The 23992-nt window shown below is 46.3% G+C and carries 26 protein-coding genes and 1 riboswitch; of the genes, 24 read left to right on the plus strand and 2 right to left on the minus strand.

Translation table 11 applies throughout. The features are described from left to right. Positions 1-77: 77 nt before the first annotated feature. The gene (locus NQ117_RS13530; RefSeq protein ID WP_186786116.1) at positions 78-221 is read right to left on the minus strand and encodes a hypothetical protein; all 144 of its coding nucleotides are present in this window, start codon (positions 219-221) and stop codon (positions 78-80) included. Between the two features lie 189 nt (positions 222-410). Between NQ117_RS13530 and NQ117_RS13535 the strand changes: the two genes are divergently transcribed. From NQ117_RS13535 to NQ117_RS13650, 24 genes are all read left to right on the plus strand, one after another. Then, a complete protein-coding gene (locus tag NQ117_RS13535) occupies positions 411-1151 on the plus strand; it encodes a Calx-beta domain-containing protein (protein ID WP_258278558.1) in 741 nt (246 codons plus the stop codon). A gap of 371 nt (positions 1152-1522) precedes the next feature. Then, positions 1523-2623: a redox-regulated ATPase YchF gene (ychF, locus tag NQ117_RS13540; RefSeq protein ID WP_258278559.1), complete on the plus strand. Its 1101-nt coding sequence runs from the start codon at positions 1523-1525 to the stop codon at positions 2621-2623. A gap of 82 nt (positions 2624-2705) precedes the next feature. Next, complete coding sequence (prfA, locus tag NQ117_RS13545) at positions 2706-3779, plus strand: peptide chain release factor 1 (RefSeq protein ID WP_258278560.1); 1074 nt, start codon at positions 2706-2708, stop codon at positions 3777-3779. Next, positions 3776-4690: a peptide chain release factor N(5)-glutamine methyltransferase gene (gene prmC, locus NQ117_RS13550; RefSeq protein ID WP_258278561.1), complete on the plus strand. Its 915-nt coding sequence runs from the start codon at positions 3776-3778 to the stop codon at positions 4688-4690. Before prfA ends, prmC begins: the two co-directional genes overlap by 4 nt. 293 nt (positions 4691-4983) lie before the next feature. Further along, on the plus strand, positions 4984-5712 hold the full coding sequence (gene spoIIR / locus NQ117_RS13555; RefSeq protein WP_258278562.1) for a stage II sporulation protein R: 729 nt from the start codon (positions 4984-4986) through the stop codon (positions 5710-5712). Positions 5713-6205: 493 nt separating this feature from the next. Then, entirely contained in the window at positions 6206-7462 is a 1257-nt protein-coding gene (locus NQ117_RS13560; protein ID WP_258278563.1) for an L-threonylcarbamoyladenylate synthase, read from the plus strand. Between the two features lie 161 nt (positions 7463-7623). Continuing rightward, positions 7624-8181, plus strand: coding sequence for a manganese efflux pump MntP (locus NQ117_RS13565; RefSeq protein ID WP_258278707.1), 558 nt, complete (start codon positions 7624-7626; stop codon positions 8179-8181). Positions 8182-8242: 61 nt separating this feature from the next. Continuing rightward, complete coding sequence (locus tag NQ117_RS13570; protein WP_258278564.1) at positions 8243-8833, plus strand: low molecular weight protein arginine phosphatase; 591 nt, start codon at positions 8243-8245, stop codon at positions 8831-8833. A 45-nt stretch (positions 8834-8878) separates the two neighbouring features. Continuing rightward, positions 8879-8962: riboswitch (ZMP/ZTP riboswitch) on the plus strand. 171 nt (positions 8963-9133) lie between these two features. After that, a complete protein-coding gene (gene rpiB, locus NQ117_RS13575; RefSeq protein WP_028593852.1) occupies positions 9134-9592 on the plus strand; it encodes a ribose 5-phosphate isomerase B in 459 nt (152 codons plus the stop codon). Between the two features lie 18 nt (positions 9593-9610). Beyond that, positions 9611-10207 (plus strand): TIGR01440 family protein, encoded by a 597-nt coding sequence (locus NQ117_RS13580; protein WP_258278565.1) that lies wholly within the window; start codon positions 9611-9613, stop codon positions 10205-10207. A gap of 159 nt (positions 10208-10366) precedes the next feature. Beyond that, a complete protein-coding gene (gene glyA, locus NQ117_RS13585; protein ID WP_258278566.1) occupies positions 10367-11623 on the plus strand; it encodes a serine hydroxymethyltransferase in 1257 nt (418 codons plus the stop codon). A gap of 229 nt (positions 11624-11852) precedes the next feature. Further along, positions 11853-12884 (plus strand): glycine-rich domain-containing protein, encoded by a 1032-nt coding sequence (locus NQ117_RS13590; protein WP_258278567.1) that lies wholly within the window; start codon positions 11853-11855, stop codon positions 12882-12884. Between the two features lie 224 nt (positions 12885-13108). Beyond that, the gene (gene upp / locus NQ117_RS13595; protein ID WP_144992070.1) at positions 13109-13738 is read left to right on the plus strand and encodes a uracil phosphoribosyltransferase; all 630 of its coding nucleotides are present in this window, start codon (positions 13109-13111) and stop codon (positions 13736-13738) included. A gap of 72 nt (positions 13739-13810) precedes the next feature. Further along, the gene (gene wecB, locus NQ117_RS13600; protein ID WP_258278568.1) at positions 13811-14965 is read left to right on the plus strand and encodes a non-hydrolyzing UDP-N-acetylglucosamine 2-epimerase; all 1155 of its coding nucleotides are present in this window, start codon (positions 13811-13813) and stop codon (positions 14963-14965) included. 177 nt (positions 14966-15142) lie between these two features. Next, positions 15143-15376, plus strand: a complete 234-nt coding sequence (locus NQ117_RS13605; RefSeq protein ID WP_258278569.1) for an AtpZ/AtpI family protein — start codon at positions 15143-15145, stop codon at positions 15374-15376. After that, on the plus strand, positions 15369-15743 hold the full coding sequence (locus tag NQ117_RS13610; protein WP_258278570.1) for an ATP synthase subunit I: 375 nt from the start codon (positions 15369-15371) through the stop codon (positions 15741-15743). The genes NQ117_RS13605 and NQ117_RS13610 overlap by 8 nt, the downstream gene beginning before the upstream one ends. Positions 15744-15770: 27 nt before the next feature. Further along, positions 15771-16547 carry a F0F1 ATP synthase subunit A gene (atpB, locus tag NQ117_RS13615; protein ID WP_258278571.1) on the plus strand — a complete coding sequence of 259 codons (777 nt, stop codon included), beginning with the start codon at positions 15771-15773 and terminating at the stop codon, positions 16545-16547. A gap of 102 nt (positions 16548-16649) precedes the next feature. Beyond that, positions 16650-16865, plus strand: coding sequence for a F0F1 ATP synthase subunit C (gene atpE, locus NQ117_RS13620; RefSeq protein ID WP_028593843.1), 216 nt, complete (start codon positions 16650-16652; stop codon positions 16863-16865). A gap of 96 nt (positions 16866-16961) precedes the next feature. Then, positions 16962-17447: a F0F1 ATP synthase subunit B gene (atpF, locus tag NQ117_RS13625; RefSeq protein WP_258278572.1), complete on the plus strand. Its 486-nt coding sequence runs from the start codon at positions 16962-16964 to the stop codon at positions 17445-17447. Then, positions 17444-17992 (plus strand): F0F1 ATP synthase subunit delta, encoded by a 549-nt coding sequence (locus tag NQ117_RS13630; protein ID WP_258278573.1) that lies wholly within the window; start codon positions 17444-17446, stop codon positions 17990-17992. The genes atpF and NQ117_RS13630 overlap by 4 nt, the downstream gene beginning before the upstream one ends. A 32-nt stretch (positions 17993-18024) precedes the next feature. Beyond that, the gene (atpA, locus tag NQ117_RS13635; RefSeq protein WP_258278574.1) at positions 18025-19539 is read left to right on the plus strand and encodes a F0F1 ATP synthase subunit alpha; all 1515 of its coding nucleotides are present in this window, start codon (positions 18025-18027) and stop codon (positions 19537-19539) included. 109 nt (positions 19540-19648) lie between these two features. Beyond that, a complete protein-coding gene (atpG, locus tag NQ117_RS13640; protein WP_309137878.1) occupies positions 19649-20524 on the plus strand; it encodes an ATP synthase F1 subunit gamma in 876 nt (291 codons plus the stop codon). 34 nt (positions 20525-20558) lie between these two features. Next, a complete protein-coding gene (gene atpD, locus NQ117_RS13645; protein WP_258278575.1) occupies positions 20559-21965 on the plus strand; it encodes a F0F1 ATP synthase subunit beta in 1407 nt (468 codons plus the stop codon). A 68-nt stretch (positions 21966-22033) separates the two neighbouring features. Then, a complete protein-coding gene (locus NQ117_RS13650; RefSeq protein WP_258278576.1) occupies positions 22034-22447 on the plus strand; it encodes a F0F1 ATP synthase subunit epsilon in 414 nt (137 codons plus the stop codon). A gap of 67 nt (positions 22448-22514) precedes the next feature. Here NQ117_RS13650 and NQ117_RS13655 read toward each other — a convergent pair whose 3' ends face one another. Beyond that, positions 22515-23855: an FAD-dependent oxidoreductase gene (locus NQ117_RS13655; protein WP_258278577.1), complete on the minus strand. Its 1341-nt coding sequence runs from the start codon at positions 23853-23855 to the stop codon at positions 22515-22517. Between the last annotated feature and the right edge of the window lie 137 nt (positions 23856-23992).

The following is a 23992-nucleotide window of genomic DNA, read 5'->3' on the forward strand; positions in this document are numbered from 1 at the left end:
TTTTTTCGTTATGCGCCTAATAAGCATACTATCGTTGGACGTTGAGGCAGCAATTTCGAGATTAGAGTTCGATGCAACTAATCCGTCTTCTTTGGTTTTTGTTGAAAGGGAACGGCTGTTTTCGCTTGTTCCAGCGTATCATTGACGAATGCCATATCTTGATTCTTAGCATGCATTTTGGTGGTTCCTTTATAGTTGCCTTGATGAGTCTTATTTTCCATTCATGTCATCCTTTCGATACATTTTGTATAGTTCATTGGTTATGTTTCCATAGTCGCATATTGTCGCAGTAGTAAGATGCAACTAGGATAAAAAAACTATTCATTTATGTTGACAATGATACAATTGGTATCGTACTATAGTCTCGTTACATATTGTATCAATTCGATAAAGTGAGGAGGAGTAGTGCAATGTCTAGTTCTGTTTTATACGATGTCAACAGGCGATTATTAGTTTCCTTATTTGTACCTGTTCTTTTATTTATGGGGGTCGTTGCACCGTCTCAGGCTTATGCAAATAAAGCTCCTGAGCAAGCAAATGTTAAAGCAGTTTATGTATGTTCTGACAATAAAGGTTTTGACAAATGGCGTGTAACGAATCATGGCTCATCTGTAGTTAAAGTGAATTGGTTTACAAAAGGTATGCCTGGATTTGAAGATAGTGGCTATGAAGTCTTGCAGGCTGGCAAATCCAATGATGTGTTTTCGGTGAAAAGTGAAAAGCGAGACGATAAAGTAACACTTACCATTAAAGATGAGATCTACAGCAAGACATTGACTACTGCGGTTACAGATCGAAAAGCTTGCGGAGAGGCGGAACAACGCGGCAAGATTCAGTTCAGCAAGCCAAATACGTCTGCTGTTGAGGGAGACACAATTAAAATTGCAGTAGAGCGGGTTGGCGGGAAGAAAGGTACTATTGAAGCGACGATATGCTTCTGCAGTGGTTCTGCGAAAGCAGGAAAAGATTTTGTAGATGCAATCATCAACGTTTCCTTTAAAGATGGAGAGACTAGCAAGGTGTATGAACTGCCTCTTGTCGAGGATAATCAGGCAGAAGAGCGAGAGAACTTCACAGGGCTGCTGCAAGGAGATAACGAGATATTAGGATTCAGACGTTCCATGATTTTATTTATTTCCGATAATGATTAATTTGTAAATTTGGAAGTAGATAGAGAATGCTCGAGCTTGGCTATTGAAAAGCAATAGTAAGCAGCAAAAAGGGCTGTTGAAAAGTGAAAAATAACCTGCTGGTAAGCATGGTCGTTTTTAAAAATGGCACACGACCTCCCTTATTTAGCAGAATATGTGGAAAATACGGAAAAAATCTAGTCGATGACTAGGTTTTTTTTGCGTTGTTGGTTATAATGGTTAAGGAATTTTTGCAGGACGTGGTAAGACACGTCTGGATACGTTGTTAAGGGAACATGTTGTTCTAGTGAGCTTATGTCTTTCATGCTGGCATAAGTGTGCACGGATTGATTGGATACATGACATGATGATGAGAAGGAGAGATATTTGATATGGCACTTAAGGCAGGTATTGTCGGACTTCCGAACGTAGGTAAATCAACACTGTTTAATGCGATTACACAAGCGGGGGCAGAATCTGCAAACTACCCGTTCTGTACGATTGATCCGAATGTAGGGGTTGTAGAAGTTCCGGATGAGCGTTTGGTTAAATTAACAGAGCTTGTTACGCCTAACCGTACGGTTCCAACTGCTTTTGAATTCGTTGATATCGCTGGTATCGTACGCGGTGCGAGCAAAGGTGAAGGTTTGGGCAACAAATTCTTGGCACATATTCGTGAAGTTGATGCGATTGTTCACGTTGTTCGTTGCTTCGAGGACGAGAACATTACACACGTTGATGGCAAAGTTGATCCGATCAGCGATATTCAAACGATTAACCTTGAGCTTATTCTCGCTGACTTGGAGTCTGTAGAGAAGCGCCTTGATCGATCTAAGAAAAACTTGAAGAGCGGAGACAAGAAAATCGCGTTTGAAGTTGAAGTGTTGGAGAAGGTGAAGGAAGCACTCTACAACGACACGCCTGTGCGCGGTATCGAGTTGACTGAAGACGAGAAGGTCGCTATCCGTGAGCTTCATTTGTTGACGATTAAGCCTGTGTTGTATGCGGCGAACGTAAGTGAAGATGAAGTGGCATCTGCGGAAGACAATAAATACGTTGCAAAAGTTCGTGAATTTGCAGCAGCGGAAAATGCAGAGGTTGTGCCGATTAGTGCGAAGGTAGAGGCAGAGATTGCTGAGCTGGAAGGCGAAGATCGTGACATGTTCCTTGAAGAGCTTGGCTTGGAAGAGTCCGGATTGAACCGTCTTATTAAAGCAGCTTATCGCTTGCTGAACTTGTACACGTACTTCACTGCTGGTGTACAGGAAGTCCGTGCTTGGACGATTCGTAAAGGCATGAAAGCACCTCAAGCAGCTGGTGTTATTCATACTGACTTCGAGCGTGGCTTCATTCGTGCGGAAGTTGTAGCTTATGATGACTTGGTTGCTGGTGGTTCGATGAATGTGGTGAAGGAGCAGGGCAAATTGCGTCTTGAAGGTAAAGAGTATGTGGTTAAAGATGGCGATGTTATGCACTTCCGCTTCAACGTTTAATAAATAGTCGTCTTAGACGGCGCAGTCTAAATAGATGATATCGATATGTACACAATAATGGTGAGGAGAGGGTGAACGTTTCATGATAGATCGTTTGCAATCGTTGGCTGATCGTTATGATAAGCTAAGCGAGCTACTATGTGACCCGGATGTAGCTAATGACTCTAAGAAACTTCGCGAATATTCGAAGGAGCAATCTGATCTTCAGCCAACCTATGAAGCATATACGGAATATAAGTCCGTTATGACGGAATTAGAAGCGGCTAAAGCGATGATGCAAGAGAAGCTCGATGATGAAATGCGCGAAATGGTAAAAATGGAGATTGAGGAGCTTTCAGCTCGTCAAAAAGAGCTAGAAGAACGCATTTTCATCTTGCTCTTGCCTAAGGACCCGAATGATGATAAGAACGTAATCGTTGAGATTCGCGGTGCAGCAGGCGGTGACGAAGCGGCGTTGTTCGCAGCTGAACTTTATCGCATGTATACTCGTTTTGCAGATTCTCAAGGCTGGCGTACAGAGCTTATGGAAGCGAACGTGAACGGCTTGGGCGGTTTCAAAGAGGTTATCTTTATGATTGCGGGTAAAGGTGCTTACAGCAAAATGAAATACGAGAGCGGTGCGCACCGTGTTCAACGTATTCCAGTAACGGAATCTGGTGGACGTATTCATACATCGACTTCTACAGTGGCGGTAATGCCTGAAATTGATGATTTCGAGATCGAGATTCACGATAAAGATATTCGTGTTGATACGTTCTGTTCCTCTGGTGCAGGCGGTCAGTCTGTTAATACGACGAAGTCTGCGGTACGTGTAACACACGTTCCAACAGGCATTGTAGCAACGTGTCAGGACGGTAAGTCACAGCACGAGAATAAAGACAAGGCGCTTCAAGTTCTACGCGCGCGTATTTACGATATTAAGCGTCAAGAAGAAGAAGCGAAGTATGCGGGTGAGCGTAAGAGTAAAGTAGGTACAGGTGATCGCAGTGAGCGTATCCGTACGTACAACTTCCCGCAAAGCCGCGTAACCGATCACCGTATCGGCCTCACGCTGCATAAGCTTGAGCAAATTATGAATGGCGATATGGAAGAGATTGTTCAAGCGCTGACTGTGACAGAGCAAGCTGAAATTATGGAGAGAGAGAACCAAGGATGAGTGAGCGGAACTTGATTGACGGACCGTTACAACCGTTCTCTCTTATTCCTCCACTTACGATAAGAGAAGCCTGGGTTCAGGCTTCTTCTTATTTATCTGCTTCTGGTGTTGAAGACGCTGGACATCATGCGGAGCTGCTGCTGCGACATGCGCTCTCTTGGGAGCGCGTTACGTATTTGATGCGGATGCAAGAGGAGTTCCCTGCTGAGAGCCATGAATCCTATCGTGAGATGATTCAACGCCGAGGTAGCGGTGAGCCGACTCAATACATTATTGGTGAGGCATACTTTTATGGACTAAGCTTCCGAGTGACGCCAGACGTTCTGATTCCTCGTCCGGAAACGGAACTGCTCGTTGAAGCCGTACTGGAAGAGGCGGATCGTCTATGGGGGCCAACGGCTCCCATCTGTGCTGCGGATGTAGGTACGGGAAGTGGCGCTATCGCTTGTGCATTAGCATTTGAGCGCCCTTCTTGGCGTGTCAGGGCACTTGATATATCGACAGCGGCTCTGAGCGTGGCGCGCTCCAATGCGCAGCAACTGGGCGTGTCAGAGCGATTGGAGTGGCTGGAAGGCGATTTGCTGCTTCCTCTTGAGGGTCTTGAGCTGGATGTGCTTGTGTCTAATCCCCCGTATATCCCGGATGAGGATAGAGAGGGTTTGATGCGCGAAGTTCGTGACTATGAGCCGCACACAGCTTTATTCGGCGGGGAGGATGGTCTGGACCCGTATCGTCGTATGATGGCAATGCTGCCCCGACTAACGTCCTTACCGAGCATTGTTGCCTTTGAACTTGGTCGTGGTCAGGCGCAGGATGTTGCCGCACTCGTGCGAGAAGCTGGTTATCCGCAAATCCGTATCGTTAATGATCTTGCAGGGATAGAGCGGCATGTGTTAGGTATTCTAGATTAGGAATTGTTAGCTATAAGACTAATAATGCTCAACACACTTTTACTTACTTGCGCAGATGCTGCATGAGTTAGGAGCTATACTTTTAAGTGCTTAGATAGGCGGGCGATGCTCGCCTATTTTTTATTTTTGCGGAAACGATGACTATATGGATTTAAACTCATTATGCTAGAGTTTGACTTCTGGGTGCCGAAGTAGAAAATTATTTTTAATAGTTTCATAGGTTTAGCTCTGAAAGGTTGGGGACATAATGATGGCTAAGAGGCGCGCCCAACCTCACAAGGAGCATAACCGTTATGAAACGTCGCACTTGGCTGAACATGCTGATGCTTGCAGCTTTGGCTGTTGGTATCGTGATGAGTTGGGATGGAAATGGAACGACTGCACAAGCTAATTCTGCATTGCAGCAAGAAGCTATACCTGAAGATGCTATCAGACTTCGCATACTAGCTCACTCAGATAATGAAGCGGATCAGGCTGTAAAGAGACAGGTACGTGATGCTGTTGTCGAGGCGATGAATGGTTGGCTTGAAGAAGGCAGCACGCCGCGTTCACGTGAAGAGGCAAGGAATTGGATTGAATCACATCTGGAACAAATTCGGGAAATTGCGAATGAAGTGGTTGCACAAGCGGGATATGCTTATGGAGCAAAGGCAGAGCTGAAGGTTGTTCCGTTCCCGGCGAAGTTGTACGGTGGTCAAGCTTATCCGGCTGGCAACTATGAGGCTTTACGGATTACGTTAGGTAGCGGTGAAGGTCAGAACTGGTGGTGTGTATTGTTTCCGCCATTATGCTTTGTAGATGGTACACAAGGAACAGCTGTTGCAGCTGAGATTGACAAGGCGGAAGAAGCTGGAGCGGGAGAAACGATAGAATCAGGAAAGTCATCATCTGTGCAATCGGAAGAGCATGCAGGTGCTGGAGAAGAAGCGGGCACAGCGGATCGGGAAGTACGTTTTTTCTTATGGGATGTGCTTGTATCGATTTTCGAATGGATCGGTGACGTAGTTCAGTCTTTATTTTAATATTTCTGATGTGATACGTATTATGGATATAGCGACATGCGTTTATCAAGAGAATGCATTTGGTTACCAGTTGCTAAGTGTACTAAGGGTCGGATGGATTTACATTGTTTCATGGCTATCATTTCATTATAATAAATCTAGTTCAGGTTGAAGTCAGGTTGAAACGAATGAGAGAAATAAATCGAAAAAGAATGGCTATAAACGGCTATTATTAAATCTTCAATAACATAGAAATTTCGAACGATAAGTAAATGAAATCATCAAAGCGTTGTCGGAAATGTTATTGGAAATGATAGATGATGATTTGCACTTAGGAGAAGATTCGAGAGAATTGACAGGAAGATGCCGCTGATCCCGGCATCTTCTTTCTTACGGTTATGATTCTTTTGATGATGAATATAGCGATTTAGCAGTAAAAATACATGAGTGTGGCAGTGTCTGATGATAAATAGAGTATTTAGATATTGTACAGTGACAGGAGGTAATAGGCATCATGACAGTAAATAATCAGGATCCACAATACATTGGATCTGGATCGCTGCCGAAAGAGCGAACAAAAGTATGGCAGCTGCAAGGAACAGAACCAGCGGAAGCAGAACAGTGGATTCATGAAGCAGCATTGTGCTTGGCGGAAGGGAAGACGATTGCTTTTCCGACAGAGACAGTGTATGGCTTGGGTGCAGACGCTACATCTACGGAAGCTGTCGAGTCCATTTTCACAGCCAAAGGCAGACCGTCTGACAATCCACTTATTGTACATATTGCGCATCGAGAACAGCTTGATGATCTCGTACAGCCGTATAATGAACTTGCTCTTCGTCTCATGGAGCGTTTCTGGCCGGGTCCATTAACATTGGTTCTACCTGCTCGTTCTGGAGCGGTCTCTCCGCGAGTGACTGCAGGTCTATTAACGGTAGCGGTGCGCATGCCGGATCATGAAGTTGCGCTTCGACTTATTGCTGCGTCAGGCAAGCCGATTGCGGCTCCAAGTGCCAATCGATCAGGTCGACCAAGCCCGACACGTGCTGAGCATGTGGTGACGGACTTAGCGGGACGAATCGCAGGTGTTGTAGATGGTGGTTCAACAGGAGTTGGCGTAGAGTCAACAGTTGTGGAACTTGACGGCGACCGTATCCACGTACTGCGTCCAGGCGGTGTAACGCTTGATATGTTAGCAGAGCTTGGTGTCCCTGTTACGGTTGACCGTGCAGTTGATCCGACGGTGTTGTCGGCTGAAAAGAAAGCAGCAGGTACTGAGCACCATGGAGCAAATATCTCAGGTGTAGATGTAGATATAAATCTACAGCAAAAACAGATGGCTGCAGACTTAGCGAAAGCTGATCAGGTTGCTGTGGTAGCACTTGGAGGAGTTGTCCCGCGCTCCCCAGGCATGAAGTACGCGCATTATGCGCCGCAAGGCACGATGTATCTCGTGCAAGGCGCTGATGATCAAGCGGTGTCGGCCTACATTCAGGCCGACCTCGACGACGCGAAGCAGCGCGGTGAGAAAACAGGCGTGCTCACCTTCCGTGAGCATGCGGACCGCTACCGCGCCGACGTCGTTGTGGAGCTGGGCAGCTTGCAGCAGCTGGAGCAAGCTGCTCAGTTGCTGTACGACGCGCTCCGCCGCTTCGATGAAGCGGGCGCAACGTACATTGCTGCCGAGACATGTCCAGCGGAAGGAATCGGTCTGGCGGTGATGAACCGCCTCGTAAAAGCTGCTGGACACCGTCTCGTCCGCGTGCCATAAAGCACGCGTCATACACGCCATTCGTTCCAATGGAACGAGGGCGTCCCACACAGAGGAGGCCAGCGCCTTAGATTGCTGGCCTCCTCTGTCATGATTCCCTCCTTGTCCGCATAGGCTGAATTAGATATCGGACAAGGAGGGGAAAGTGCTTGGGAGACATAATGGCTGTTCCATTCGGCCAGCTGATGACAATCATGATTATGGCGTTAGCGCTCGGTTGCGATGCGTTTTCCCTCTGTTTAGGTATTGGGATGAAGGGGATGCGGGCGCTTGATATGATGCGCATTAGCATTAGCATTGCTCTTTTTCATATAGCCATGCCATTGCTTGGCCTCTTAACAGGGGCCTATATGAGCGTGGTGCTTGGACAAGTGACAAGTTATGCGGCTGGGGCGCTTTTGCTCTTGTTGGGAACGCATATGATATATAGTACGCTGCAGGGCGATTCCACTGGCTTATTTCAGACAAGCACATGGTGGGGGACATTAGTATTTGCGTTGAGTGTCAGCGTTGATTCGTTCTCGGTTGGTGTATCGCTTGGTATGTTCCATTGGAACCTGCTGCTTACCGTCGTGTTGTTTGGGCTATTTGGCGGAATGATGGCTATATTGGGGTTAAAGCTTGGGCATCTTGTTGGGCAGCGTATAGGTGAGTATGGTGAGGCAATAGGAGGAGTGGTACTACTCATTTTTGGTATTCTATTTTTGATTCCTTCGTAGAATCGGGTACAATAGATATAAAGGCGCAAGGCGCATGAAATTGTACCGTGGAGGGACAACGATGACACGCATCTTATTTGTATGCACTGGCAACACATGCCGCAGTCCAATGGCAGAATCTCTGCTGCGTCATATGGCGTCTGATCGCGGCATCGCGGTTGAAGCACGCTCGGCAGGAGTAGCAGCAATGGATGGAATGCCGATGTCTAGGCACGCACAGACGGTACTGCATGAACGAAATATGACGAATGCATCTTTTTCCTCCCGTTCCTTGGAGAAGGGAAGTATCGATTGGGCGGATATTATATTAACCCTAACTTCAAGTCACAAACAGCATCTGATCCAACAATTCGAGGGTGCAGCGGATAAAGTATTTACGTTGAAAGAATATGTGGAGGAGCACGACGCGTCCCATCAGAATGAGCAGATCCATCAGGAGCTGCATTCGCTGATGGCAGAATTGCAATTGAAACTGTCGATGGGAGAGCAACCATCAGAATTGGAAATTGCAAGAGTCTATCAACTGCAAGCACGTATGCCTAGTTTGGACATCCAAGATCCATACGGTGGACACCTCGACCAATATCGAGAGACAGCGGAAGAGATTCGAACCGCTTTAGAACTTGTTTTGGACAAGCTCGAACAAAAATGAATTGAATTTGTTATCGGTTTGCGATATGATTCAATTATTAAACGCGAGGTTCGATGTGACTGGCGACAAGAGTGGGGAAATACCACGATGGAGCATCGAATAATACGGCCGGTCGCCTGGGCAGAAGAGCAAGTGTACGCATATGCGTATGCTTAGCTCTTTTTTTGTTATCTGCATACCTCTCCGTCAAGAAATTTACGCATTTGGATGTTAATCCCTTGTGACGAATTTGCGAGAAATGCGTCTTTTTCTACAAAATTCGTTATAATAGTGGCATAAACCGTAGGAGGGATTCTTGCTATGAAAATTGCAATCGGAGCAGACCACGCAGGTGTGCGTTTGAAACAAGATATTATTGAAGTCATTCAACAAATGGGACATGAAGTACAGGACTACGGCTGCGATTGCAACCAATCTGTCGACTATCCAGATTATGCACTGCCAGTAGCAGAGGCAGTTGTTAATAAAGAAGCAGACCGTGGTATCCTCATTTGTGGAACAGGTATTGGCATGTCCATCGCGGCTAACAAAGTGACAGGCATTCGCTGTGCGCTTGTTACCGATCTTTTCTCCGCTCAAGCGACGCGTGAGCATAACGATACGAATGTCTTGGCTCTAGGAGAGCGTGTAACAGGCCCAGGTGTCGCACAAGAAATTGTGAAAGTATGGCTGTCTACGGAGTTTAGCCAAGGAGAGCGCCATACAGGCCGCTTGAACAAAGTAGCGGAGATCGAGCGCAAATATCACGCAGCTCCTTAAGTGGAAGGGAGACTCATCATGCAGCATCCAAATGAACTTGAGTCCATTCGTACTGAAGCGGAGCTGGCGGCAAATGCTCTCGTAGAGGCTGCTGAGTTGCGACCAGGTCAAATCGTGGTCATCGGTTGCAGCACAAGTGAAGTGATTGGACAACGCATTGGCACATCTGGAACATTGGATGTAGCAAATGCGCTCTATGAAGGATTGCAAGTCCTTCAATCTCGATATCAATTACAACTGGCATTTCAATGCTGCGAGCATTTGAATCGGGCATTGGTTATAGAGCGGTCACTATGCGAAACCATGCGTTTAGAAGAAGTCAGTGCAATTCCAGTGCCTCGTGCAGGAGGTTCAATGCCTACCATCGCTTATCGCAACATGAGTGAGCCGTGTGTGGTAGAACATCTGTCTGCACATGCGGGCATGGATATCGGGGAAACACTAATTGGTATGCATTTACGTCATGTGGCGGTGCCGTTACGAACCTCTGTCCGTACGATTGGAGCTGCCCGAGTGACAATGGCAACAAGTCGTCCTAAGCTAATCGGAGGCGAGCGAGCCATATATAGGCTCCAGCAAAATGGCGACAGTGATACATTGGGTGACTGTACGTAACGGTTGCGTGAATCCCTTGTTGTTCGAACTTGGAACAACGCAGTAGAGGAATTGATTTGCTCACGGAACGATAACTGAATGACATAGTCGTTTCGGTCAATTTATATAAAAGTGTTGAGCATAATTGAAGTATGGATGAATTGTGGGAGGGATACGTCGATGGTAGATTTCTTGAGAAAGCAAGACCCAGAGGTATTGAAGGCAATGGATTTGGAGCTGCAGCGTCAGCGTCACAACATCGAGCTTATCGCATCTGAGAACATTGTGAGCGAAGCAGTTATGGAAGCAATGGGAACAGTATTGACGAACAAATATGCGGAAGGCTATCCTGGCCGTCGTTACTATGGTGGTTGCGAGCACGTCGACATCGTAGAAGATCTTGCACGTGACCGTGCGAAAGAATTGTTCGGAGCTGAACATGCAAATGTGCAGCCGCATTCTGGCGCGCAAGCAAATATGGCTGTCTATTTGGCAGCATTGAAACCTGGAGATACAGTTCTAGGTATGAACTTGGCGCATGGCGGTCACTTGACGCACGGAAGTCCAGTTAATGCTTCAGGTGTGCTTTACAACTTCGTGGAATATGGTGTGGATCAAGAGACATTCCGCATCGATTATGAAGAAGTACGCAAAGTAGCATTCAAGCACCGTCCGAAAATGATCGTTGCTGGTGCGAGTGCATACCCACGTATTATCGACTTTGAAGCACTTGCTGCAATCGCTAATGATGTAGGTGCGCTATTTATGGTCGATATGGCTCATATCGCGGGTCTTGTTGCAGCAGGTTTGCATCCTAACCCAGTTCCACACGCTCATTTCGTAACAACAACAACGCACAAAACGCTTCGCGGTCCTCGCGGTGGCTTGATTCTATGCCGTAAGCCATGGGCTGCTGCAATCGATAAGTCTGTATTTCCAGGTACGCAAGGCGGACCACTTATGCATGTGATTGCTGCAAAAGCAGTTGCATTGGGCGAAGCTTTGCAACCAGAATTCAAAGCATATGCACAAAATGTTGTCAGCAACGCTCAAGTGTTGGCTGAAGAGCTGCAAGCTCGCGGCTTGAACTTGGTGTCTGGCGGTACGGACAACCACTTGATGCTTATCGATACGCGCAGCGTCAACATCACAGGTAAAGATGCTGAGAAAGTACTTGATTCTGTCGGCATTACTTGTAACAAAAATGCCATCCCATTTGACCCAACGAGCCCGTTCATTACGAGTGGTATTCGCGTTGGTACGCCTGCGGCAACAGCGCGCGGCATGAATGGAGAAGCAATGCGTGTAATTGCAGAAGTAATTGCGATGACGTTGAAAAATCCTACGGATGAAGCAACGTTGGAGCAAGCTCGCGGCAAAGTACGTGCATTGACGGATCAGTATCCGCTGTATACAAAATTGTCCTACGACGCATAAGCGCAATCATATTTGAACTTGCAAAGTAAATAATAGTATCGATACTTGTATCGCATAACATAAGCAAAGTCTATATACTATGACATGTTTATGCATAGACTTGACCACCGTTCGTTGCCCCTAGAAGCAGCGAACGGTTTTTTTATGAAGATTTTATAAAATGAAATATTGATCCGTTTTTTGATTGTCAGCGTATAATATAGTAATGGTTAAAGAGGAGGGGTAACAGATGAAGACAATATTAATCGTCTTTGCTATTATTTTCGCTTTATTACTTGTTATTGCGCTTTCGTCTCCCAAAGCAAGAAATAGACGATTGAACAAGGAAAAACCCTATGTAGGGACTGCCCCAGCCTATCTTGGTGTAGATCACAGCCATCCTGTGTACCCGCTTGTTAAACACTATTTACATAGCTGGACCTCAGAGTATGAGGAGCGTCTAAAGCTGCGAATGCTAGAAGAGTTTTCTGGAATGACAGACTCAGAATACAGTTGGCGCAAGCTAGAATTGGATCGCTATTTTGTCATATGTGCGATTTTTAAAGAAGTACCTATGTTCAGCGGTAAGATTGATGCGGTTTGGCACGAAATGCTTATGTTCACGAACCATTATGACCAGTGGTCAACTCGTTATATGGGAGAAAAAATTCATCACGAACCTGCGGTGACGGCAAGTCCAACTCCTCATTTGCGAGCATGGTTTGATTGGGTATATAGTCAATTGTTCACACCAACCGAGTATACAGAACAGTTGTGGGGCAAGTTTTTCCGTTATCCACTCGATCCTGTTTTTCAGCAGGAATTCGTTCATTCGGATTGGGAGGAGCTAGAGCGACGTTTGTTCCGCAGCGGTTGTTGGCGTAAGGTTCCTGAGGCAAGAGAGGCGGCAACGTATTTAATCCAACAAGCCCGTTTGCAAATGCAGCAAGCAGACGAGTGTCGAGATATGAAAAGCGTGCGAGATCTACGGTTACGACTGGAGGATCGACAAGGTCATCTTGTCTCGCGCAACCAATCGAACCAAGATCAAAGTTATCTTCAGTGGGGATTGGCGGCATCCGTTATGTTTATTGCATCAACGACGGATCATGTCGACTATGAAGACGAAATGTCGGAAAACGATAAGAGCAGCTGTTCAGGAGCAAGTGCCTGCGGCTCATCTAGCGGAGATTATAGTGGAAATGACGGTGGAGGCAGCAGTGATGCAGGCTCCGGTTCTAGCTGTGGCAGTTCATGTGGCTCGGGATGCGGGAGCTCATGATTGTTCCGTATCCTAATGATATGCAATCTGTCACCGACGATTCTTTGGCAAATAGGGTAAGCTCTAATTGAGCATCCTATGAAAATGTGAGCGGACTAAGAAATGGGAGGCTCTTTCACGTGCAGTCAATAGGTAAAAATGTTATAATAAAGGCTGTTTGAAGACGGACGAGTGTTGCTGTTTGCATTCAACGATGAGAGTAAATTGCGGAGGGAATTATTTATATGAGCAAACTGGTCATTTGTGATCATCCATTAATTCAACACAAAGTAACATTGATTCGTGACAAAAAAACATCAACAAAAGATTTCCGTGAACTGGTTGATGAAGTTGCAACATTGATGGCATATGAGATTACGCGTAATCTTCCGTTGCAGACAACAATTGTTGAGACACCAGTAGCGAAAACAGAAGCTAAAATTGTAGCGGGTAGAATGCTTGGCTTGATACCGATTTTGCGTGCTGGCCTTGGCATGGTAGAAGGTGTCGTTAAGTTGATTCCAGGAGCGAAAATTGGCCACGTAGGTCTATTCCGCGACCCTGAAACGATGCAGCCAGTTGAGTATTACACGAAGCTGCCTACAGATGTACAGGAGCGTCAATTGATCGTTATCGATCCGATGTTAGCAACAGGTGGATCTGCTATTGCAGCTATCGACTCTTTGAAGAAGCGCGACTGCACGCAAATTAAGCTTATGTGCTTGATTGCGGCTCCTGAAGGTGTACAAGCTGTTCAAGAAGCGCATCCTGATGTAGATATCTACTTGGCGGCTCTTGATGAGAAGCTTGATGATCATGGCTACATTGTACCTGGTCTTGGTGACGCAGGCGATCGCTTGTTTGGCACAAAGTAATAAATGTTAACAAAGCGGCATGCCTATTAGGCTGCCGCTTACATTCATGATGATATATCGGAGGATTGACCTATGAGCAAAATCAAAGTCATGACGGTATTCGGCGTTCGACCAGAAGCAATTAAGATGGCCCCATTGATTTTGGAATTGCAAAAGCACCCAGAGCATATTGAGTCCATCGTGTGCGTGACGGCTCAGCATCGTCAAATGCTTGATCAAGTACTTGAAGTATTTAAGATCAAGCCAGATTATGATCTAGATATTATGCAGAAGCAGCAATCTTTGAACGACATCTCCATTCGAGTTCTTCAAGGACTTGAGCCAGTACTTCGTGAAGCGAAGCCGGATATTGTACTCGTTCATGGAGATACGTTGACAACATTCCTAGCAAGCTATGCATCTTTCATGCAGCAGATCAAAATTGGTCATGTTGAAGCTGGATTGCGCACTTGGAATAAAATGTCTCCTTATCCTGAGGAGATGAACCGTCAGTTAACTGGCGTTATGGCCGACTTGCATTTTGCCCCAACAGATTGGTCTGCTGGCAACCTGCGCAAAGAAAACAAATCAGAATCATCGATTTATGTCACAGGCAACACGGCAACAGATGTGTTTCAATATACAGTACGGGATGATTATGAGCATGAAGTGCTAGATTGGGCGAAGGGTAAGCGTCTTGTTCTCATGACTGCTCATCGCCGCGAGTCGCAAGGTGAGCCGCACCGTAATATTTTCCGTGCTGTACGTCGTATTGCAGATGAATTCGAAGATATTGCTATCGTTTATCCGGTGCATCCAAGCCCAGCTGTACGTGAGCCAGCTCACGAAATGTTGGGGGATCATCCGCGCATTAAGCTTATTGAGCCGTTAGATGTGGTGGACTTCCATAACATTTATCCGCATACGCATTTGATCCTGACAGACTCTGGAGGCATGCAGGAAGAAGCACCATCGTTCGGTGTTCCTGTTCTCGTGCTGCGAGATACGACAGAGCGCCCTGAAGGAATCGAAGCTGGCACATTAGAGCTAGTAGGTACGGAGGAAGAGCAAGTGTATGCGCGCACGAAGGCATTGCTTGAAGATTCTGCTACTTATGAGCGCATGAGCCAAGCAGCAAATCCATACGGTGATGGCAAGGCTTCTGCGAGAATTGTCAGTGCGATTCTTCACAGCTTTGGTGTAAACGAAGAAAGACCTGAACCATTTCACACAAAGTTCACAATTTAATAAAATAGGCTCTTCTCTTTAAAAACGGTTCAGCATACAGTAGTACTGTACGGTTTTGTGTTAAAATGGTACAAGCCGTACAGATTGGACATACATCTACAAAACGTGGCAAAATCTGGCTAGCATTCGTTGACAAGTTCTTATAGTTTTAAGTAAAATGAATGGGAATTATAGCCTATGAAACCTAGTAATCAAAACGAGAGCACATGGCGAACTGCCCTTGCTATCGGCGGCGCAGGCGTTACCCTTATTTTGTATATTATTATTGGATATCTAATAGGGAGCTGGCTGAAGCAGCAATGGGATGGTCCTAGAATCTGGATTGGCTTAGGTGTCATTATCGGATTCGTGGCTGGGGTGATTCATATCATCTACTATGTGACAAAGTTCATGGGGGAACAAAATGAATGAATTATCTTCCATAGTGAACGCAGCTACTAGAACAGTGTTTCTACTGATGTCAGCAGCGCTGTTCGCATGGGCGTTCTTACCCGAACATCGGCCGTTAGTGGCTGGTTTAGCACTAGGCTTGGTCGCAGGTTTGCTTACAGTGCGCAATTTAGCTATGAAGGTTATGCGCCTGTCGGAAATGGCGGCCAATCAAGAGAAGGGACGAGTTAATTTCGGCCTGCTCACAAGAATGTGCATCTCGCTGTTGGTCGTTATGATCGCAGTGAAGTTTGAACAGATATCCCTTATGTCGACAATTATCGGGTTGTTTTTATCGCAGCTCATAATCTTGGTTGTCGCTATTTCAGTAGCATCTAAAAATAAATAAAGCTATGGAAAGGGGTGAACACATTACATGCATTTTGCTCCAATAATTCAGATTTGGGGAATAAACTTTGACCTATCAACCATAGGTATGCTCCTCATTTCCGGTATCATCGTGTTTGTCCTAGCACGCTTGGGTGTCCGAAACTTGTCGGTTGACAACCCTACTCGTATGCAGAACTTCATGGAATGGCTTGTCGAATTCGTACAAGGCATTATCGGCAGTACAATGGATTTGAAGAAAGGTCTGGGATACATATCTTTATGTATGACCCTTATGCTATTTATCTTCGTTTCCAACATACTAGGATTGCCATTTGCCATTATTACAGAACCACATGGACCAACATCGATATTTGGTTACGAGATTTTGGCTACGAACCAAGCAGCGTTTGACGCACTTGGCGAAGGTGAGCATATTCAACTGCTCTGGTGGAAATCTCCAACGGCAGACATCGCGGTGACCATGGGACTAGCGACCGTGATTTTCATCCTAGTAAACTATCTAGGCTTGAAGCACAACCGCAAGCATTATCTGAAGCACTACTTAGAGCCATTCCCAATCTTCCTACCACTTAATATCGTGGAGAACTTGGCGAAGCCAGTAGCGCTTGGTATTCGTTTGTTCGCGAACATCTTTGCAGGGGAAGTTATTCTATCGACGCTTATCAAAGCGGGTGTCCTTGGTCTTCCTTTCACTGCAGCATGGCAAGGATTCAGTTTGTTTGTCGGTGGATTACAAGCATTTATCTTCACGATGCTGACGATGGTCTACATCGCTCAAGCTTCGATTCATGAAGAACATTAATGGACTAGCTGTTATGACTCGCATCGAGAATAACGAAGGTAAGTGATGTTCCAGTATTTATCAATTCAAAACTATTAACCAGTTCTAAGGAGGATGTAACAAATGGAATTTTTGGCAGCAGCATTAGCAGTAGGTTTGGGCGCATTGGGCGCAGGTATTGGTAACGGTATGATCGTATCCCGCACAGTTGAGTCTATCGCTCGTCAACCAGAGGCACGTGGTCAATTGCAAACGACAATGTTCATCGGTGTCGGTGTAGTCGAGGTTATCCCTCTTGCAGCTACTCTTATCGCTTTCTTGATTTTCTTCGGAGCTTAATTCATAGTCAGACGGTTTGGCGGGGAAGGCCGATGCCATCCACGCCTTCGTTTTGTTAGGACCTGTAAGTGAGGTTACCGGAAAGGAGTGACTGTAGTGGCGTTTATTTGGGAGAATTTCGTATTTGCAATTCTGGGTTTCCTTATTCTTTATGTGCTACTCCAGAAATATGCGTTTAAGCCATTGCTAGAAGTAATGGAAAAGCGTCGTCTGTTGGTTAAACAGCAAATGGATGATGCAGCAACTAGCCGTACACAAGCTCAAGCGTTTGTAGAAGAGCAGAAAGAAGCGCTCTCTACAGCTCGTAAAGAAGCGTACGATATTATTGAGCAAGCGAAGCAGACGTCTGTTCGTCAAGCTGACGAGATTATTGACAAAGCTAAGCATGAATCTGTTCGTCTCAAGGATGAAGCGGCACGCGACATCGAGAATGAGAAGAACAAAGCAGTCGATGAGCTTCGTCAAGAAGTGGGCAGCTTGTCTGTCGCAATCGCTTCCAAATTGTTGAAGAAGCAAGTGGATGAGAAAGACCAAGCTCAATTGGTTGACGAATACCTGAATGAGGTAGGAGGCAAACAATGAGCCGAGAATCCGTAGTTGCTAAACGTTATGCCAAGGCGCTGTTCGAATTGGCGAACGAACGTCAATCCGTTGTTGAGACGGAGCAGCAATTGCGCTCGGTCGTAGAGGCAGTACGCAACAACCATCAGTTGGAACTGCTTCTGACAACGCCGAACATTAATAGTTCGGACAAAACGGATGTATTAAAAGCGGCTTTCGCTGGCAATGCTTCCGAGATCGTGGTGAACACGCTGCAAATGCTCGTGGAACGCGGTCGCATCTTGTTGCTTGGAGATCTGCTGGATTATTATGTCCGTATTGCAGGTCAAGCACTCGGAGTGGCCAATGCTGAGGTTCGTTCAGCAGCTGCACTTAGTGAAGAAGAACAACAGCAGATCGCTGCTGTGTTCGGCAATAAAGAGAACAAGACAATTCGTGTGAATAACATCGTCGATCCAACGTTGATCGGTGGTATCCAAGTCCGTATCGGCGACCGTCTCTATGATGGAAGCTTGTCCGGTCAATTGGCACGCGTACAACAACAATTAAATGCAATTGCACGGTAATAGATAAAGCACGGAAGAATGGGGTGAAGCGAGTGAGCATCAGACCTGAAGAGATCAGCACGCTGATTAAAAGTCAAATTGAGAAGTATCAATCTCAAATCGAAGTAGCAGAGGTCGGTACCGTTATTCAAGTCGGTGACGGTATTGCCCGTGTTCACGGTCTAGAACAATGTATGTCCGGTGAGTTGCTCGAATTCTCAAACGGCGTAATGGGTATGGCCCTGAACTTGGAAGAGAACAACGTCGGTATCGTTATTCTTGGACCTTACAAAGACATTCGCGAAGGTGACCAAGTTAAACGTACAGGACGCATTATGGAAGTTCCAGTCGGCGAAGCATTGCTTGGTCGCGTCGTGAATTCGCTTGGTCAGCCAGTAGATGGCAAAGGGCCAATCGCAACGACAGAATTCCGCGCAGTTGAGTCCCCAGCACCAGGTGTTATCGACCGTAAATCGGTTCATGAGCCTATGCAAACAGGACTCAAATCTATCGATGCGCTCGTTCCTATCGGTCGTGGTCAGCGTGAGTTGATCATCGGTGACCGCCAAACAGGTAAAACGACAGTTGCAATCGATACAATCATTAACCAAAAAGGTAATGGCGTAAAATGTATTTACGTTGCTATCGGCCAAAAACAATCCACTGTAGCTCAAGTAGTTGAGACGCTTCGTCGTCACGGTGCTTTGGACTACACAATCGTTGTAACGGCATCCGCATCCGAGCCGGCTCCGCTTCTCTTCTTGGCGCCTTACTCTGGTTGCGCGATGGGTGAGTACTTCATGTACAAAGGCGAGCATGTTCTCGTTGTATATGATGACTTGTCCAAGCAAGCGGCTGCATACCGTGAGCTTTCGTTGCTTCTCCGTCGTCCTCCGGGCCGTGAGGCATATCCGGGTGACGTATTCTACTTGCACTCCCGTTTGCTAGAGCGCGCAGCGAAGCTGAGCGATGAGAACGGTGGCGGTTCTTTGACGGCATTGCCGTTCATTGAGACGCAAGCGAATGACGTATCTGCGTATATTCCTACTAACGTTATCTCTATTACAGACGGACAGATTTTCCTAGAGTCAGACTTGTTCTACTCGGGTCAGCGTCCAGCGACTAACGTTGGTATCTCTGTATCCCGTGTAGGTGGTGCTGCACAGATTAAGGCGATGAAGAAGGTAGCTGGTACGTTGAAGCTTGACCTCGCACAATACCGCGAGTTGAAAGCATTCTCCCAGTTCGGTTCCGACTTGGATAAATCCACTTTGGCTCGTCTTAACCGCGGTGACCGTCTGATGGAAATCTTGAAACAAGGTGTTAACCAACCGCTTGCGGTTGAGAAGCAAGTAGTGAGTCTTTACATCGCTACTCGTGGTCATCTTGACGAGATTCCATTGTCCGATATCCGTCGTTTTGAGCAAGAGTTCTTGGCTCATGTCGAGTCTAATGCAGAAGCGATCCTTCAATCGATCCGTGACACGAAAGATCTATCCAAAGAGACAGAAGATCTGATCGTTGAAACCGTGACAAAGTTCAAGAAAAGCTTTGCCGTTTCGGCTTAATGAAATATACAGGGTAACCGGGTGCGCGATGTCGCGTCCCGGTTCACCACGTTCAAGCGAAGAAGCAAGCTCTGCCTCATGCAGAGCTGATAAGGCAGGTGAAACGTAAGTGGCTAAAGGTATGCTCGAGATCAAGCGCCAAATTAAGAGCGTTCAGAGCACAAAGCAAATCACGAAAGCGATGGAAATGGTTGCAGCAGCGAAGCTTCGTCGTGCACAGGAGGCTGCGCAAGCAGCTCGTCCTTACGCAGATAAGCTCAAAGAAGTTGTAAACAGCATCGCGGCAGGTACGCAAAGTGCTCAGCATCCGATGTTAGTGAAGCGTCCTATCAAGAAGACGGGCTATCTCATCATTACATCAGATCGCGGATTGAAAGGCGGTTACAACGCCAATGTCATTCGTAAGCTGATGGATACGATCGCAGAGCGCCATCGTTCGACGGATGAGTACGTATTGTTCGTTATTGGACGCAAAGGCCGTGACTATTTCCGCCGTAGAGGATTGCCAATCGTAGAGGATGTTACGGAAGTGCCAGATTCACCGACGTTTGCCGATGTCAAAACAATCGCCTACAAAGCGGTTCAATATTTTGAAGAAGGTCAATACGACGAATTGAATCTGTTCTACAACGAGTTCATCAATGCGATTACGCAAACTCCGGTTGAAAAGCGTTTGCTTCCGTTAGAAGATAACGCTGTAAGCGGCGCTAAAGCGGTGCAAGCTACGGCAACCTACGAGTATGAGCCAGATGCGGATACGGTATTGGCTCACTTGCTGCCGAAGTACGCAGAAACGCTTATTTACAGCGCTGTGCTCGACGCGAAAGCGAGTGAGTTCGGTGCGCAAATGACGGCGATGGGCAGTGCAACGAAGAATGCGACGAAGATGATTTCTTCTTTGACACTGACATACAACCGTGCGCGCCAAGCGGCTATTACGCAAGAAATTTCCGAAATCGTAGCAGGAGCGAGTGCTCAGGCTTAATGGATAAGGCAGTTTTTCAGTAGGAGGGAACGAGATGAACAAAGGACGCGTGTTAAGCGTTACAGGTCCGGTTATTGACATTGAATTCGAACGTGGTCAACTTCCGGAAATTTTGAACGCGATCAAGATCGAACAAAAATCGACAGCTCCTGGCGTGCCTGATATCAATTTGACGTTGGAAGCATCCGTCCACTTGGGCGATAACGTAGTTCGCTGCGTTGCGATGTCTTCTACAGACGGCTTGGTTCGTGGTATTGAAGCAGTAGACCTCGGAGCACCGATTACAGTACCGGTTGGTAGTGTAACATTGGGTCGTGTATTTAACGTATTGGGTGAACCAATCGATAACGCAGGTGAAGTAAACCGTGACTTGGTAAACCCAATTCACAGAGAAGCACCTACATTCGATGAGTTGTCCACACAAGCAGAAATCCTTGAAACAGGGATTAAAGTTATCGACTTGCTTGCTCCATATGCGAAGGGCGGTAAAATCGGCCTCTTCGGTGGTGCGGGTGTAGGTAAAACGGTAACAATTCAAGAGCTTATCAACAACATCGCACAAGAGCACGGCGGTATCTCCGTATTCGCAGGTGTTGGTGAGCGTACACGTGAAGGTAATGACTTGTACCATGAGATGAGTGAATCCGGCGTTATCGCGAAGACGGCGATGGTATTCGGTCAGATGAACGAACCTCCTGGAGCTCGTCTTCGTGTTGCTTTGACAGGTTTGACGATGGCGGAATATTTCCGTGATCAAGAAGGTAAAGACGTATTGCTCTTCATCGATAACATCTTCCGCTTCACGCAAGCAGGTTCTGAAGTATCTGCATTGCTTGGACGTATGCCATCCGCGGTAGGTTACCAGCCTACATTGGCAACAGAGATGGGTCAATTGCAAGAGCGTATTACTTCTACGAAAAAAGGTTCCGTTACGTCGATCCAAGCGATCTACGTTCCAGCGGATGACTATACGGATCCAGCTCCAGCAACGACGTTTGCTCACTTGGATGCAACTACGAACTTGGAGCGCCGTATTTCCGAGATGGGTATCTTCCCTGCGGTTGACCCATTGGCATCTTCTTCTCGTATCTTGACACCTGAAGTTCTAGGTGAAGAGCATTACAACGTTGCTCAAGGCGTTAAGCGTATTCTTCAGCGCTACAAAGAGCTGCAAGATATTATCGCAATCTTGGGGATGGATGAGTTGTCCGAGGAAGATAAGCTGACTGTTGTGCGCGCACGTAAGATCGAGCGCTTCATGTCCCAGCCATTCCACGTGGCAGAGCCATTCACAGGCCACAAAGGAAAGTACGTACCTGTTAAAGAAACAGTACGTTCCTTCAAAGAGATTTTGGAAGGTAAGCATGACAATCTTCCAGAAGCAGCATTCTTGTATGTTGGTACGATCGAAGAGGCTGTTGAGAAAGCGAAATCTCTATAATAGCAGCTTGATGTGATACGGTCCGAATATTCATATAACGAAGTTCGGAACGGAAGGAGGAACCGCGTTTGAACACCTTTTTGTTGGAGATTGTCACTCCTGAGCGCAAAGTATTTGCGCAGGAAGTGAACAGCATCAGCGTGAAAGGCGTTGAAGGGGAGCTCGGCATTTTAGCTGGGCATATTCCGATGGTCACACCACTTCAGATCGCTCCAATGAAGATCAAAGTGAATGGCACAGAGCATTTCGTAGCTGTTCATGGCGGCTTCTTGGAAGTACGTAAGGATAAAGTGGTCTTGCTGGCAGAAAGTGCAGAATTGCCTGAAAATATTGACGTGGATCGTGCGAAGGCTTCTAAGTCTCGTGCGGAGCAGCGTATATCGATGGCAGATCGCAATAAGCAAGATCATGTTGACTTCCGTCGTGCGGAACTGTCGCTTCAACGTGCAATTGCGCGTCTTAAAGTATCGGAGAACCGATAATAATAGAGAGGCTGCCTTATCCATTAGGATAGGCAGCCTCTTTTGTTCTATATAAATGGGGGATGGATTAATGAGCTTCATTCCAGGTTTGTAGAGCTACAGCATTCAAGTAGTTCCACGGTTTATTGAAGTGCGGCTGGAAGAAGAAATCGACAACCGCGAGTTCATCCATGTTCATATTATTTTGGATACATACCGACATCGTATTAATCGCTGGTGTTAAATCTATCGTCGAAGCGAGTTGAGCGCCTAGTATACGGCGTGTATCAGCTTCGTAAACGACTTTCAGTGTTAATGGCTCTGCTGTTGGCATGAACGTTGGACGATACGTATCTACCAATGTGCTTGTTGCTACGTTCATACCAAGATGCTCAGCGGCTGCCTCCGTTAGACCAGTCGAAGCAATATGATGCTCGTAAATTTTGATACCCGATGTACCTTGGGTTCCAAGCGAGCGCATGCGATTTTCGGTTAAGTTACAAGCTGCGATTGTACCCATGCGTACTGCATTCGTAGCTAGTGGAATATAAACTTGTTCGCCTGTTGGGTTATACAGTACAGAACAGCAGTCCCCAGCAGCCATGACGTCAGGATGGCTCGTGCGCATATATGCATCGACTTTGATTGCGCCGTTATCAAGCATCTCCAATTGTCCTTGGAACAATTCTGTATTAGGTTTGAAGCCAATGCACAAAATAACGAGGTCTGCTTCATAACGGCCTTTGTCTGTTACTACAGCATTCACATTGCCATCTGTACCTTCGAAGCGTTCTACTTTTTCACCAAGTGCAAGTTTCACGCCGCGTTCTTGGAACGATGCTTCTACAGGAGCTGTGAATTCAGGATCAAGGTATTTCGGCATGATGCGATCTTCCATATCCACTAGTGTTACGTGCTTGCCGGATTCCTCAAAAGCTTCAACCAGTTCGATACCAATGTAGCCTGCACCGATGACGACGATATTTTTAGCATCTTTCGCTTTCTCGATAATTGTGTTCGAATGATTGTAGTTTTTGCAGAGCAAAATATTGTTCAAATCAACACCCTCGAACTTAGGTACAATTGGCCACGAACCTGACGTGATAATAAGCTTGTCGAATGTATCTTTTCGTTGCTCATTTGTCTGTAAGTCGCGAACGTGCAACGTGTGGTTTTTTATATCAATGTCAGTTACATCATGAAGCATATGCATCTTAACACCAAGTTCTTTCATTTTCTCAGGCGATGAGTAGAAGAGACCTTGTGCATCTTTTACAACACCACCAACGTAGAGAGCGATACCGCAAGATAGGAAGGAAATATTATCATTGCGCTCGTAAACGGTAATCTCAGCATCTGGATAACGCTTTGCTGTCTCGACAATTGCTGCTGTTCCTGCGTGTGTACAACCAATAACTGCTACTTTCATATGTGAATTCCTCCTTAAGGGAATAGGGTATTTAAATTTTTAATAATTGGACTAGCCTTAGCGAAAGTGAAAACATTCACTAATTAAGCTAAATAAAAAGTGTGAACTTACGTTGTCTGGCGTTTCATGTGATATTA

This window comes from Paenibacillus sp. SC116, assembly GCF_024733555.1.
Taxonomy (GTDB): domain Bacteria; phylum Bacillota; class Bacilli; order Paenibacillales; family Paenibacillaceae; genus Paenibacillus_B.

Excerpts from the sequence above, each read along its gene's own strand:
- rpiB (WP_028593852.1), top strand. The coding sequence starts at position 9,134 with ATGAAAATTGCAATCGGAGCAGACCACGCAGGTGTGCGTTTGAAACAA.
- NQ117_RS13655 (WP_258278577.1), bottom strand. The coding sequence starts at position 23,855 with ATGAAAGTAGCAGTTATTGGTTGTACACACGCAGGAACAGCAGCAATT.
- NQ117_RS13590 (WP_258278567.1), top strand. The coding sequence starts at position 11,853 with ATGAAGACAATATTAATCGTCTTTGCTATTATTTTCGCTTTATTACTT.
- NQ117_RS13565 (WP_258278707.1), top strand. The coding sequence starts at position 7,624 with ATGGCTGTTCCATTCGGCCAGCTGATGACAATCATGATTATGGCGTTA.
- NQ117_RS13530 (WP_186786116.1), bottom strand. The coding sequence starts at position 221 with ATGGAAAATAAGACTCATCAAGGCAACTATAAAGGAACCACCAAAATG.
- ychF (WP_258278559.1), top strand. The coding sequence starts at position 1,523 with ATGGCACTTAAGGCAGGTATTGTCGGACTTCCGAACGTAGGTAAATCA.
- NQ117_RS13535 (WP_258278558.1), top strand. The coding sequence starts at position 411 with ATGTCTAGTTCTGTTTTATACGATGTCAACAGGCGATTATTAGTTTCC.
- wecB (WP_258278568.1), top strand. The coding sequence starts at position 13,811 with ATGAGCAAAATCAAAGTCATGACGGTATTCGGCGTTCGACCAGAAGCA.
- glyA (WP_258278566.1), top strand. The coding sequence starts at position 10,367 with ATGGTAGATTTCTTGAGAAAGCAAGACCCAGAGGTATTGAAGGCAATG.
- upp (WP_144992070.1), top strand. The coding sequence starts at position 13,109 with ATGAGCAAACTGGTCATTTGTGATCATCCATTAATTCAACACAAAGTA.
- NQ117_RS13630 (WP_258278573.1), top strand. The coding sequence starts at position 17,444 with ATGAGCCGAGAATCCGTAGTTGCTAAACGTTATGCCAAGGCGCTGTTC.
- prfA (WP_258278560.1), top strand. The coding sequence starts at position 2,706 with ATGATAGATCGTTTGCAATCGTTGGCTGATCGTTATGATAAGCTAAGC.
- NQ117_RS13610 (WP_258278570.1), top strand. The coding sequence starts at position 15,369 with ATGAATGAATTATCTTCCATAGTGAACGCAGCTACTAGAACAGTGTTT.
- atpB (WP_258278571.1), top strand. The coding sequence starts at position 15,771 with ATGCATTTTGCTCCAATAATTCAGATTTGGGGAATAAACTTTGACCTA.
- NQ117_RS13570 (WP_258278564.1), top strand. The coding sequence starts at position 8,243 with ATGACACGCATCTTATTTGTATGCACTGGCAACACATGCCGCAGTCCA.
- atpD (WP_258278575.1), top strand. The coding sequence starts at position 20,559 with ATGAACAAAGGACGCGTGTTAAGCGTTACAGGTCCGGTTATTGACATT.
- prmC (WP_258278561.1), top strand. The coding sequence starts at position 3,776 with ATGAGTGAGCGGAACTTGATTGACGGACCGTTACAACCGTTCTCTCTT.
- atpE (WP_028593843.1), top strand. The coding sequence starts at position 16,650 with ATGGAATTTTTGGCAGCAGCATTAGCAGTAGGTTTGGGCGCATTGGGC.
- NQ117_RS13605 (WP_258278569.1), top strand. The coding sequence starts at position 15,143 with ATGAAACCTAGTAATCAAAACGAGAGCACATGGCGAACTGCCCTTGCT.
- NQ117_RS13580 (WP_258278565.1), top strand. The coding sequence starts at position 9,611 with ATGCAGCATCCAAATGAACTTGAGTCCATTCGTACTGAAGCGGAGCTG.
- spoIIR (WP_258278562.1), top strand. The coding sequence starts at position 4,984 with ATGAAACGTCGCACTTGGCTGAACATGCTGATGCTTGCAGCTTTGGCT.
- NQ117_RS13560 (WP_258278563.1), top strand. The coding sequence starts at position 6,206 with ATGACAGTAAATAATCAGGATCCACAATACATTGGATCTGGATCGCTG.